Below are 13,713 nucleotides of genomic sequence, written 5' to 3' on the forward strand. Positions count from 1 at the left end.
TGATACCCTAGCCCTTTGCAATATTCCAACTTATGGATTATCTTTGCACCTTAATTCGAAACTCATAAAATGAATAAATTATTGATTGTTGGAACTGTTGCTTTCGACGCAATCGAAACTCCTTTCGGAAAAACAGACAAAATACTTGGTGGAGCAGCCACTTATATAAGTTTATCTGCATCATTTTTTAATATAAAATCGGCTGTGGTATCTGTTGTGGGAGATGATTTTCCGCAAGATTATTTAAATTTATTAACCGAAAGAAACATTGATATTTCTGGAATCGAAGTGGTTAAAGGAGGCAAAACTTTCTTTTGGAGCGGATTATACCACAATGATTTAAACTCAAGAGACACCTTGGTTACGGAACTTAATGTATTGGCTGATTTTGAACCAAAAGTTCCTCAAGATTTTAAAAATGCTGAAATTGTAATGCTTGGAAATTTACATCCATTGGTACAAACTAGCGTTTTGAATCAGATGGAAACGAAACCAAAATTAGTTGTGCTTGACACCATGAACTTTTGGATGGATTGTGCATTACCAGAATTATTAGATGTAATTAAAAGAGTAGATGTGATTACAATTAATGATGAAGAAGCTCGTCAACTATCTGGCGAATATTCATTAGTAAAAGCAGCCGCAAAAATTCATGAAATGGGACCAAAATATGTGGTAATTAAAAAAGGAGAACATGGAGCGTTATTGTTTCATGGTAAAGAGATTTTCTTTGCACCAGCTTTACCTCTGGAAGAAGTTTTTGACCCAACTGGAGCTGGAGACACATTTGCAGGAGGATTTTCAGGATATATTACACAAAGCGAAAATGTTTCTTTCGAAAACATGAAAAATGCAATCGTACAAGGTTCAAATTTAGCCTCATTTTGTGTAGAAAAATTTGGAACTGAAAGAATGTTAAAATTGACAGATGACGAAGTTGTTTCAAGATTGAAACAATTTAAATCATTGACTCAATTCGAAATAGAATTATAAAATTTTAAAGCCCTTTTAGGGGCTTTTTTTAATTAATACCGTCAATATTTATTAAGAACAGTACGAATTTTGCTTCGTATTAGTTAAAAAAAGAAATTGAGACACCAATAAATACCAACAACTACAAACACCTAAACAATGAGCGACGCTTTAAAACACGAATGTGGAATAGCTTTAGTTAGACTTTTAAAACCTCTTGAATTCTACAAAGAAAAGTATGGTACTGCTTTCTATGGAATCCAAAAGATGTATTTGATGATGGAAAAACAGCACAATCGAGGACAAGATGGTGCCGGTTTTGCAAGTATTAAATTTGATGTAGATCCAGGTGAAAGATATATTAGCCGAGTTCGTTCTAATCATGCACAGCCAATTCAAGATGTTTTCAAACAAATAAATGAAAGAATTAGCGAAGAACTTACAGTTAACCCTCAATATGTAGATGATATCAAAGAGCTAAAAGCAAATATACCTTATGTTGGAGAGTTGTTTTTAGGTCACGTTCGATATGGAACTTTTGGAAAAAACAGCATTGAAAGTGTACACCCATTTTTACGTCAAAGCAACTGGATGCATCGAAATCTAATTTTGGCCGGTAACTTTAATATGACTAATGTTAAAGAGCTTTTTCAAAATTTAGTCGAGTTAGGACAACACCCAAAAGAAATGGCCGACACCGTTACGGTGATGGAAAAAATCGGACACTTTCTTGATAAAGAAGTAATGCAATTGTATCAAGATTGTAAAGCCGAGGGTTACTCCAAAAGAGAAGCTTCACCAGTAATTGCTGAACGATTAGATATTGCTAAAATATTAACACGCTCTGCAAAAAATCTTGATGGTGGTTATGCAATGGCAGGCTTATTGGGACACGGAGATGCGTTTGTATTTAGAGACCCAGCAGGAATTCGACCTGCGTACTTTTATCAAGATGACGAAATAGTAGTGGTTGCTTCGGAAAGACCAGTAATTCAGACCGTTTTCAATGTTCCTTTTGAAAAAGTAAACGAAATAGAACCAGGAAATGCATTAATCATTAAAAAGAATGGTACAGTTTCTATGAATCAAATCTTAGAACCTACAGTAAAAAAAGCCTGTTCTTTTGAAAGAATCTACTTCTCAAGAGGAAGTGATGCCGAAATTTACCAAGAGAGAAAGAATTTAGGAAAATTAATCTTACCAGCTGTTCTTAAGGCTATTGATAGCGATACAGACAATACTGTATTTTCATATATTCCAAACACAGCCGAAACATCATTTTACGGAATGGTAGAGGCGGCTCAAGACTTTCTCAATCAACGCAAAAATGATTATATCATTGCCAATAGAAACACCTTAACTGCCGAAAGCCTTCAGGAACTTTTAGCTGTTAAAATTCGCACCGAAAAAGTTGCAATTAAAGATGCCAAACTAAGAACGTTTATCACCGAAGACAGTAGTCGAGACGATTTAGTTGCACATGTTTATGATGTAACCTATGGCGTAATCAAACCAGAAGATAATTTGGTTATTATAGACGACAGTATCGTACGAGGAACTACCCTAAAAATGAGCATCATCAAAATGATGGATCGTTTGAAACCTAAGAGAATTGTTATAGTTTCATCTGCACCACAAATACGTTATCCTGATTGTTACGGAATCGATATGGCAAAACTAGAAGGACTGGTTGCATTTAGAGCAGCATTAGCACTTTTAAAAGAAAGAAATCAATACCATATTGTAGATGAAGTTTATACTAAATGCAAGGCACAAGAAAACTTCAATGATGCAGATGTCATAAATTATGTTACGGCAATTTATGCTCCTTTTACGCCGGAAGAAATCTCAGATAAGGTTGCCGAAATGTTAAGTTCACCTGAAATTAACGCAGAAGTTAAAATTATCTTCCAATCTGTTGAAGATTTACATAAAGCTTGTCCTAAAAATTTAGGAGATTGGTATTTTACAGGTGACTACCCAACCCCAGGTGGTAATCGAGTAGTAAACAGAGCATTTATGAATTTTTATGAAGGAAAAGACGCTAGAGCTTATTAGTTTTTACCGATAATCGTTTTTATATGCATTTCAACGAATATATTTTCCAAATCTTTAATTCTAAACTAATTTTGGACTACCATAATTTAGTAGGTTAAGTTTATGGTAGATTTGGGGCAAAAAGGGTGAAAGTAACATTTCACCTTTTTTATTGGAAATAAGTCAAGTATTATTGTAATTATTAGGCTTAAAAAAGGAATAAACAAATTTACATATTATTGAAAGTCAATTATTTATGATTTTAACGAGTATTTTTGACGTTCATCGAAAAAAACATCAATATTATTATTTTAAATGTACATTTGAGTACCATAATTTTTAGTAGGTTAAGTTTATGGTAGATTTGGGGCAAAAAGGGTGAAAGTAACATTTCGCCCTTTTATTTTTTAGATAAAATCCAATTCAAAAAACCGAAATCTTTTTAACAAACAATAATATAACTTCCACAAATACAAATACATAACATCTAAACGATTTTATTATATCATTCGTCGAAAAAAATATTAATATCAATTTTTTAAATATACATTTGAGTACCATAATTTTTAGTAGGTTAAGTTTATGGTAGATTTGGGGCAAAAAGGGTGAAAGTAACATTTCACCTTTTTTTTATATATATCCCTTAGTGAATTAATTCAAAATACCCTCTTCACTGAATTTTGAATGAAAGACCATTTCAACAAAAATGCTTTGTGTAGAATTCTACTGTTTCAAACTTATCCTATCACTACGTATTTCCTCAACACTCTGAAAACAAACTCCTAGAAGCCCCTAAAATTAAAACACATAGAATACGAATTTCTTAAAAAAAGGATTCAAAAAAATTAGAATCGCAAAAATAAATCAGCTAAAAAAGAAAACTTCACAAATTAAAAAATATTCATATAAATATCAATTTTGCTGATAATAATTTAATAACTTAGCGTAAAATGTGACTACATAAGACCATATTACGCAAAATTAATGATTATTTAATACTGAATAAATATGATGAATCTTACCCCAGAATTAAACCCAAAAGGATGGGATGAAATGTTCTCTAAAGAAGGAGTAAGAGATTCTTACGCACAAGTTCTTCAAACATTACAGAACCTAAATCCCGAAAGCTTAAACGACAAACAAATTCAAGCATCGGATTTATTCATGAACCAAGGAATAACCTTTACGGTTTATAGTGACAACAATCAAGGTATAGAACGAATTTTCCCATTCGATATAATACCAAGAATCATTACAAAATCTGAATGGACCGAAGTCGAAACTGGAATCAAGCAAAGACTCACGGCACTTAATTTATTCTTAGAAGATATTTATAACGGACAAAACATTATAAAAGACGGAATAATTCCTGCTTCTTTAATAGCCTCATGTCCTCATTACATACAGGAAGTACACGGAATAAAAGTTCCTCATAATATTCATGTTCATATAGCAGGCATAGACTTAATTCGAGGTGCCAAAGGAGAATTCTATGTCCTTGAAGATAATTTGAGATGTCCAAGTGGTGTGAGCTATATGCTAGAAAACCGAGAAATTACAAAAAGAATTTTTCCTGATATGCTAGCTATGAACAAAGTAAATACTGTTGGGAATTACCCAATGATATTTCACAATATACTTGTATCGCTATCACCACGCAATGTTTCAAAACCCAATGTAGTCTTACTCACACCAGGGATATATAATTCAGCCTATTATGAACACACCTTTTTGGCCAGACAGATGGGAATTCCTCTAGTAGAAGGAAGAGATTTAGTAGTTAATAACAACAAAGTCTTTATGAAAACTACCTCTGGTTTACAACAAGTAGATGTTATTTACAGACGCCTAGACGATGATTATCTGGATCCGTTGGTGTTTAGACCCGAAAGTACTTTGGGCGTTCCAGGCCTTATAAGCGCTTATCGTCATGGAAATGTAGCCTTAGTAAATGCTGTTGGAAATGGAGTTGCAGACGACAAAGCCGTATATGCTTATGTACCAGAGATGATTAAGTATTACCTTAATGAAGTTCCGATACTCAAAAACGTTCCAACTTACCAAATGGAAAATGAAGATGAACGAGAATTAGTATTTGCTGACATCGAAAACATGGTAATCAAGGAAGCAAATGGCAGTGGAGGATATGGTATGATTATGGGCAATAAAGCAACTCCTGAAGAACTAGAAAAAGGGAAAAAAGCCATTTTGGAAAATCCTAGAAATTTTATAGCACAACCTATTATTCAACTCAGCACAGTACCGTGTTTAATTGATGGTCAATTGAAATTACGCCATGTAGATCTAAGACCCTACGCTTTATGTGGCCCCAATGGAATCGAGATTGTTCCAGGAGGACTTACTCGAGTCGCATTAACCGAAGGCTCATTGGTCGTAAACTCTTCGCAAGGGGGAGGAAGCAAAGACACTTGGATCATAAAGTAATTTCGTTTTAATTTTTAAAATAAAACAAAATGAAAAAGAATGCGATTAACTCAGAAAAAGGTAACGGTCCCAAAGCTTTTTTACCTGAAATGATTTTAAATCATTTGAACAATGCAAAGCCAACAGAAATCAACAACACTTCAACAGACGAAGTACAATCTCCCCAACAAGCAATTGTTTTTGACCCATTGGCAGATCCATTCGATGGCTTAACTATAGATGTTAAACCTAGTAAAAAAAAGCAAAATAAAATCTATTGATATAACCAAATAAACTTCAGCTTCTACAAAATATACCCCCAAATTTCTACGAAAGAATCAAATTTTTATTAATCAACTTTTAAATCAATTAAAATGGAAACTACACTAAAAAATCCAGCTACAAAGAATACAATTTTGATAAACAAAAATGAGTATTCTAAATTTTCTATAGAGAAAGTAATACCGATGCAAGTTTCAGCACAAGACTCGATCATAGAATCAATTTTTGAAACTATAGTAGAACCGATAATCTACAAATGTTAAACAACAACGTAGCTCATCATTAAAGATGAAATCTTTAAAACGTTCTACAGAAGGAAAATCAAAATGTTTAATTTTTGAATTTATCCGTTAAAAAACAACCTTTTGTTATCAAATCACTTACAAGAGGTTGTTTACACATCCCATTTACAAAAATCAAAATCTTTTTTATTAAAACTTTAAATTCTTTCAGATGAAAGCAAATATGCTAAGTAGAGTTGCAGACGGGATGTTTTGGCTTAACCGATATATGGAAAGAACAGACGGGATGTTACTTACACTCAATACCAGTTACATTTTGTCTTTTGACAAAGAAACAGATGATTGTCATGGGTACAAACCATTATTGAATTATTACACAGATTTGACTTACGATCAAATAGAAAAAGTGCAACATGACACCAGTTTCGTTTTAAAATATATAATCTGTGATAGTTTAAATAATAATTCGGTCAAAAATTTGGTGGTAAAAGCGCGCGAAAACGCTAGAGGATCGCAGGACAAAATTACCAAAGAACTTTGGGAACACATCAATTCGCTTTACCATTATATGAATTCTCCTGAACTACCCAAAAAACTTGAAAGTTCAGATGCCTTAAAAGTTGTAAATAAGCTCAATAAGGAACTGTTGCTTTATAACGGTATTTTTCATGTCACCATGCCAAGAGGGCTGGGTTGGAGTTTTTCGATTATTGGAAAATTAATAGAACGATGTTTGCAAACCATTTCGATGACCCAAGCCTATTACATTCCAATCAATTATGACCTAGAGGGCAACGAAGACTTGATGTATTGGAAAAGACTATTGTTATCATTATCAGGCTATGAATTGTACCTTAAAAGTTATCGAAACATAAAACACAATCGCAAAGTTGCCGAACATGTAGTCTTTAATGAAGATTTTGCCCATTCGGTAATTTTTACCTTAGAATTAATTGATAAATACTTGAACTGCCTTGTTAAAGACAATGAAATAAGTGAAGCAAAAACACTCTATAATCAATTTGGAAGGTTAAGAAGTTATATTGTTTATACCGATTACCATCATTTAACAAACGAACAACTTGAAGAAGTTTTAGAAACTACAAAAAAACAACTCAATAAATTTTCTATAGATTTTTCAAAATTATTTTTCTCTTATACTTAATAATACCTATGGCAATTTTTAAAATCGTACATATAACCAAATACAAATACAATTGGCCTATAAAAGAAAGCATAAACGAAGTGCGCTTATTTCCTCATTACTTTGAAAACCAAGAAGTTCTTGACCACCAACTTATCATTTCGCAAGATCCTGAAGTAAAATATTCACGAGATTATTATGGCAATCGTTTTGCGAATTTCAACAATTTAGAGTCCCATCAAGAAATGGTAATCGAATCTCGCATCACAGTAAATGTAACCCACTCTCAAAAAATCCCCAATATAGATGCTACAACTGTAAAAGACATCGAAAACGACATCAATAGCAGTATTTATCTCCTACGATTAAGTAGTCCTGAAACCATTATAAGACAAAAAGAAATTGAAGATATCCTAGAAAAAATAGGTGTTGCAAACAAACCCATCATTACCATAGCTCATTTATGTAGTCAATATGTTCATAAAAACTTTACTTATACCAAAGGCATCACTAATATTGAAACTACTGTTGATGAAATCCTTGAATTAAAAAAAGGAGTTTGTCAGGATTTTGCCAAAGTCTTATTACAGCTATTAAGAACCGTTGGTATTCCTTGTAGGTATGTAAGTGGCTATATTTGTCCGAACGAAAGTGGTCTAAGAGGAGAAGGAGCCACACATGCCTGGATAGACATTTACACTCCAACTCAAGGATGGTTAGGTCTAGATCCTACCAATAATATTTGGACAGTAGGCAACCATGTCAAACTAGCTGTAGGGCGCGGTTTTTATGATTGTACTCCAATCAAAGGGACATTCAAAGGGTTGGCTAGACAAACACTTTCTGTAAGCGTTTCTACCAGTTATGAAGATGGTCGTCATTATGAAGAAGAAAACGATGTTCTTCTAGAAGAAATATCACATGAAATAAATGAACAAATAAGTCATATTGAACAACAGCAACAACAGCAATAAATTAGAAATCAAATTTGAGTTGCACAACTATTGTTTTCTTTATTTCTGTGTTCAAATTGCTCAAGGAAATTCCAAGTAGTCGCACAGAATCTTTCATTCTTTCTTGAAACAATAATTCTTTGACCGCTTCTAGAACCAATGCTTTATCAGCTATAAAATAAGGCATGGTTTTACTTCTTGTTTGCTGAGTAAAATCGCTATATTTAATTTTAAGCGTAACCGTTTTTCCTGATATTTTATGCTTTTTCAAACGGCGCTCCAGTTCGGCTGCAATTTTTTCTAGCTTTTCGATCATAAATATTTCGGACGAAAGATTACTATCAAAAGTATATTCGGCAGCAACGGATTTGGCAATTCTATTTGATTTGACTTCGCTATTATGAATACCCCGAACAACATTAAAATAGAAAATGCCCGATTTCCCAAAATGCTTTTCAAGAAATTCTATCGATTTACTTTTAAGATCCAAACCTGTGAAAATCCCAAGCTGAAACATTTTCTCGGTAGTAACTTTACCAACACCATAAAATTTTTGGATAGGCAATTGTTCTAAGAAAACAATGACTTCATCGGGATTAACAGTCTTTTGACCATTGGGTTTATTATAATCACTTGCAATTTTGGCCACAAATTTATTAACCGATATTCCTGCCGAAGCTGTTAACCCCACTTCATTAAATATTCTCATTCTAATTTCTTGTGCTAATAAAGTTGCGCTTGGATTTCCTTTTTTGTTTATGGTAACATCTAGATAGGCCTCATCTAGAGATAATGGCTCTACCAAATCCGTATAGTCTCGAAATATTTTGTGAATTTGTTTTGAAATTTCTTTGTACCGATCGAAGCGTGGTTTTACAAAAATAAGATCAGGACAGTTTTTTTTAGCTTGTACTCCACTGATGGCACTACGAACCCCGAACTTTCTAGCTTCATAACTTGCTGCCGAGACCACACCTCTATTCTCTTCCCCTCCAACAGCAATAGGCTTACCTCTTAATTCGGGATTATCCATTTGCTCTACCGAGGCATAGAATGCATCCATGTCGATATGTATGATCTTTCTATTTGATGTTGGTTCGAGCATTTCACAAATGTAAAAACGTTTTAAAGAATTGAAATCACAAAACTGTTAAATAATAAATGAATATCTTTGAACACTTTATAATCCAAATAAAAATCTAAGATTGGACAAAATCAAACGGTATCCTTTTTCTTTTATCATTAAAAAGAAAAAAATATAATGAACAGATGAATAAAGCTCCTAAAAAAATATGAAAATGATAGAAATTGAACGCAAGTTTTTGGTTACTTCTGATTCATTTAAAACGGAATCTCTTACTCAAAACAGAATCAAACAAGGGTATTTGAGTTCTGTTCCCGAAAGAACTGTGAGAGTCAGAATAAAAGGGAACAAAGGTTTTTTGACCATTAAAGGGATTTCGAATGCATCAGGCTTATCTCGATTTGAATGGGAAAAAGAAATTACCTTAGAGGAAGCTGATAAATTGTTGCTATTATGCGAAACTGGTGTAATAGACAAAACCCGATTTGAGGTCAAATCTGGTAGTCATTTCTTTGAAATTGATGAATTTTATGGTGACAATGAAGGCTTAATTATGGCCGAAATTGAATTACAATCGGAAACAGAATCATTTAAAAAACCAATTTGGCTAGGTGAAGAAGTAACTAATGATAAGAGATATTATAACTCTTATTTAAGTACGCATCCGTTTAAAAAATGGTAGTTTTATTTAGACTTACTTTCGTAGTTCTTCAATTTTTACGATAACTGCTCCACTTTTTTTATTAGAAGCAATTTCCATAAAAGCTCTTTTGCTTAAATCAATTTCTCTTCCTCTTGCAAAAGGGCCTCTGTCAGTTATTTCTACAATTACTGATTTACCATTTGCTTCATTCGTGACTCTAAGCTTGGTTCCAAAAGGGAGTTTTCTATGAGCAGCAGTTAATTTACTATTATCGAATCGTTTTCCGCTTGCGGTTTTCCTACCATTAAATTTATCATGATAGTAAGAGGCATGTGCGTTTTTTTTAAATAATACAAACTTTCCAGTTTCAACAATTACTGTATCTGGGGCGATAGCAACTGGTTCTTCAACTTTTTCTACAGCTTTAGCGTTCTTTTTAACTGTGTCTTTATTTATGGAAAATTTTTTGCTGTTAATAATAGTACTTTGACTGCTTACTATACCAACACTGGCAAGTAAAAATAAAAGTGTGATTATTTTTTTCATTTAGAGTTTATTAGGTGAAACTTTTGAACTGCAAAAAATAGGGGTAAAAAAAAGTCCTTTTTCAGGACCTTTTACTATGGGATTAAAACCATAAAGACCACGGAATTCTACTTAAAATAAGTATAAGTCCTAAACCGTAAAAAATGGTAAAACCTTTGAACTTTGCTTCACTTGAAGTTGCTTTTTTATGTTTTGACCAACCTATGGTAATTAAGGTGATGGCTATGATATTGATTAATGGGTGCTCTAAAGAGGTAAGGCGCAATGCTTTATCGGACATTTGTCCTAATGAACTTAATCCTAATGGTGAAACGAAATATAAGATTAAACCAAAGAGTAATTGAATGTGGGTAGCTATTAAACCAAAAAGGGCAATTTTTCTGTCTTTGGCAATAAATTCTTTTTTAGAAGAGAATCCTATTATAGCATTAACAACAGCAATAACAAGAACTAAGAGAGCAATATAAGCCCAACCTGAGTGTGCTTTTTGTAAAATCGTGTACATAAAAAATATTTTAATTTAAACAAATATAACAAAATTGGGCATAAAAAAACGGCATTTAACTAAAAGTCAATGCCGCTTTTGATATTTATTTAGATTCTAAATATTAGAAGTTAAAACGAACACTTACGTTCCAAGTTCTTCCATATCCATAATATCCACTGTTATTTACATCAATCCCTTTAACTGTTACACTTGTTGGTGTTGTTGCAACGTTAGTTGTTAATTCAGAAAGGTACACTTCACCAAAAACGTTATTAACATTAAGTCTGAAATCAATTGAATTTAACGCCTTTGTACCAGTCACTAATTTATAAGATAGGCCTGCGTCAACTAAATCGTAATTTGGCAATTCTAAGTTGTTTTTAACAGCACCAACATTAGAATATAATTTAGAGTAATTTCTCCAGTCAGCATCAATTGATAATTTTGGTAAAAATTCATATTTAGCTCCTAACCCCCAACTTGTTTGAGCAGCATCTCCAACTTTTCCACCATCAACATCAATGATATCTTGGCTTATAATATTTCTATCTTCATCTCTAGTTGTAACAACAGAATTTCCAACATACTGATAATCACCAAAAGAAGCAAATCCTGTAATACTTAAACTGCTCATTGGTTTTGCAATAAAATCAAGCTCAATACCACTATGTAATTGCTCTACACCTTCGTTTGTTTTGTATGTCAACACTCCATCTGATGCTTCTGTTGAAGTTGTAGTAACTCTATCTTTCCAAGAAGTTCTGAAAGCATTAATACTTCCTGTAATAAATTTTGAACTATACGTATATCCTAACTCTAAACCTAATATCTTTTCGTTTTTTGTCAATGGATTTACATCATTACCAAAATTCAAATAAATATTATCATGATAGGGTTGTCTTGAATAATACCCTGCATTTCCATAAAAAGAACCTATACTTTCCACTTTATAGCTAAGTCCTCCTTTTACATTATAACCTACATTATTAACTTGTTCTGCCTTTTGATCTGCCGGTAAGTAAGCCCAACGGTCTGTACGATTATGTGTCTGGTTTGATAAAGATCCTTGGAAGAAAGATGAAAAATTATTTTTAGCATATTCTATTTGGGTGAAAACACCTCCATAATTAATCGTTTCATCATAATCCCATGCATACCTATTAGGCACATCAGCATAATTAGTCAAGATAGCATAACGATTATTTGTAAAAGTTTCATAAATTTTATTATTTGGAATGTTTACATTTCCTTTATCTAAATAATAATCAGCACCTAATAAATCGTTAATTTGTCTAAAGTGTAGTCCTTTATAGGTTCTTAAATCAAGACCCGCATTAAAGTCAACATACTCTCCAAATTCAGTTTTAAAGTTACTTACCAACCCATACCATTCGTGATTGTTTACTGAATTACGTAAAGCAAAAGTTGCAGAACCATCTGCACTTGCTTCGTTAGCAGCTATAATTGCATCATAATCAAAATATCCGTCGGAAGTTCTTTTGGTGGAACCTACAGTTCCTAAGCTACCTCCACGACCCCAAGAAGCATATAACACAGTAGATAAACTTGATTTTTCATTTATATCGTAATCCCAGTTTAAATTAGCCACAGGTTTGTGGTAATAATTTCCTATAGCAGATTTATACTCTCCATTTAAAACACCTCCATTATTGTTGTATTTTCTTCCATAAGTTTCATATACACTTAACTTTTTACCATAATTTTGATCGTGCCATTGTGGCGCACCCGTCAAAAGAAAATTAAAGCCATGCTTGTCATTTGCCTTATAACCAATAGAAATAAAGTATGTTTCTCCAGCTCCAGCAGTTCCATCGTTATAACCATCACCTTGCCAATGTGAAAGCATTACACTAGTTCCCCATCCGCTTTTGCTCATTCCTGTGCTATACGCTGCAGTTGTTTTAAAATAATTATCATTTGCAAAACCTGCTGAAACAAATCCTCCTTCTGCTTTATCAGTAGCTTTAGTAATAAAATTTACAGTTCCTCCAACAGATGAAATTGCCAATTTTGAAGATCCTAAACCTCTTTGAATCTGAATAGCATTTGCAATATCAGCCATACCTGACCAGTTAGACCAATACATTTTACCATCTTCCATTCCGTTAATTGGTTGTCCATTTAACAAGAAAGCGGTGTTATCTTGAGCAAAACCACGTACACTAATTCTTGAATCACCATATCCACTACTTTGTCCTGCAACATATACTGATGGTGTATTAACCATAGTTTGAGTGACATCTAAGGTTCCTATTTTGGATTGAATATCAGAAGATGTAATTGTAGAAACTGCTATTGGAGTTTTTCTATCTTTTGCTAAATCAATAAGACCTTTACCCATTACCACAATTTCACTCAATTCATTTGAATTAGAAACCAAAATAATTGTACCTACAGAAGTACTTCCTCCTGAAATAGTAAAATTAACTGTTTGACTTTCAAACCCGATGTACGAAATAATTAATTGCCCAGAGTTTTCATTAGAATCTATGGTAAATTTACCATCATAACCTGTTGAAGCACTAGCAGATGTACCTTTGATAGCAATATTTGCTCCAGGTAATGAACCTTGTCCATCCGTAACAGTTCCTGTAATCTTTCCTTGAGAAAATACAGTCGAAACCATTAAAAATAGTAATCCAGAGAGTAACCAATTTTTCATTGTTTTCATTCTTGTTAGTTTAAATATTTTTGGCAAAATTATAACATTTGAACGAATTAATGTTAATAAAAGTTTAATTAATTACGTATTTGACAACTCTAACATCAAAAAAAAGCATAATCAAATTATATCGTTAATCAATTATTGATATTACTTTTTTTATTATAAAAAAATAAGAATTTAACATCTTTTTTTTCGCCATAAAATCATCCTTAA

12 protein-coding genes are annotated in these 13,713 nt (G+C 32.7%); 8 read left to right on the forward strand and 4 right to left on the reverse strand.

Annotation, left to right across the window (positions count from 1 at the left end; translation table 11 throughout):
• Positions 1-69 precede the first annotated feature (69 nt).
• From ABEB18_RS10335 to ABEB18_RS10365, 7 genes are all read left to right on the forward strand, one after another.
• The gene (locus ABEB18_RS10335; protein ID WP_348799225.1) at positions 70-993 is read left to right on the forward strand and encodes a PfkB family carbohydrate kinase; all 924 of its coding nucleotides are present in this window, start codon (positions 70-72) and stop codon (positions 991-993) included.
• Between the two features lie 138 nt (positions 994-1,131).
• Positions 1,132-3,030: an amidophosphoribosyltransferase gene (locus ABEB18_RS10340; protein ID WP_348799226.1), complete on the forward strand. Its 1,899-nt coding sequence runs from the start codon at positions 1,132-1,134 to the stop codon at positions 3,028-3,030.
• Positions 3,031-4,017: 987 nt separating this feature from the next.
• Positions 4,018-5,454, forward strand: a complete 1,437-nt coding sequence (locus ABEB18_RS10345) for a circularly permuted type 2 ATP-grasp protein (RefSeq protein WP_348799227.1) — start codon at positions 4,018-4,020, stop codon at positions 5,452-5,454.
• 29 nt (positions 5,455-5,483) lie between these two features.
• Complete coding sequence (locus tag ABEB18_RS10350) at positions 5,484-5,714, forward strand: hypothetical protein (RefSeq protein ID WP_348799228.1); 231 nt, start codon at positions 5,484-5,486, stop codon at positions 5,712-5,714.
• A gap of 93 nt (positions 5,715-5,807) precedes the next feature.
• Positions 5,808-5,978 carry a hypothetical protein gene (locus tag ABEB18_RS10355; protein WP_348799229.1) on the forward strand — a complete coding sequence of 57 codons (171 nt, stop codon included), beginning with the start codon at positions 5,808-5,810 and terminating at the stop codon, positions 5,976-5,978.
• Between the two features lie 190 nt (positions 5,979-6,168).
• Entirely contained in the window at positions 6,169-7,122 is a 954-nt protein-coding gene (locus ABEB18_RS10360; protein WP_348799230.1) for an alpha-E domain-containing protein, read from the forward strand.
• 8 nt (positions 7,123-7,130) lie between these two features.
• A complete protein-coding gene (locus ABEB18_RS10365) occupies positions 7,131-8,075 on the forward strand; it encodes a transglutaminase domain-containing protein (RefSeq protein WP_348799231.1) in 945 nt (314 codons plus the stop codon).
• Between the two features lies 1 nt (position 8,076).
• Here ABEB18_RS10365 and dinB read toward each other — a convergent pair whose 3' ends face one another.
• Positions 8,077-9,159, reverse strand: coding sequence for a DNA polymerase IV (dinB, locus tag ABEB18_RS10370; RefSeq protein ID WP_348799232.1), 1,083 nt, complete (start codon positions 9,157-9,159; stop codon positions 8,077-8,079).
• A gap of 193 nt (positions 9,160-9,352) precedes the next feature.
• Here dinB and ABEB18_RS10375 point away from each other — a divergent pair, with 193 nt between their 5' ends.
• Complete coding sequence (locus ABEB18_RS10375; RefSeq protein WP_348799233.1) at positions 9,353-9,820, forward strand: CYTH domain-containing protein; 468 nt, start codon at positions 9,353-9,355, stop codon at positions 9,818-9,820.
• Positions 9,821-9,832: 12 nt separating this feature from the next.
• Here the strand turns inward: ABEB18_RS10375 and ABEB18_RS10380 are convergent, their stop codons facing one another.
• From ABEB18_RS10380 to ABEB18_RS10390, 3 genes are all read right to left on the reverse strand, one after another.
• Positions 9,833-10,327 carry a septal ring lytic transglycosylase RlpA family protein gene (locus ABEB18_RS10380; RefSeq protein ID WP_348799234.1) on the reverse strand — a complete coding sequence of 165 codons (495 nt, stop codon included), beginning with the start codon at positions 10,325-10,327 and terminating at the stop codon, positions 9,833-9,835.
• An 82-nt stretch (positions 10,328-10,409) separates the two neighbouring features.
• Positions 10,410-10,832, reverse strand: coding sequence for a hypothetical protein (locus ABEB18_RS10385; RefSeq protein WP_348799235.1), 423 nt, complete (start codon positions 10,830-10,832; stop codon positions 10,410-10,412).
• 103 nt (positions 10,833-10,935) lie between these two features.
• Positions 10,936-13,506 carry a TonB-dependent receptor gene (locus ABEB18_RS10390; protein ID WP_348799236.1) on the reverse strand — a complete coding sequence of 857 codons (2,571 nt, stop codon included), beginning with the start codon at positions 13,504-13,506 and terminating at the stop codon, positions 10,936-10,938.
• Between the last annotated feature and the right edge of the window lie 207 nt (positions 13,507-13,713).

Source organism: Flavobacterium adhaerens (assembly GCF_040045115.1).
Classification (GTDB): domain Bacteria; phylum Bacteroidota; class Bacteroidia; order Flavobacteriales; family Flavobacteriaceae; genus Flavobacterium; species Flavobacterium adhaerens.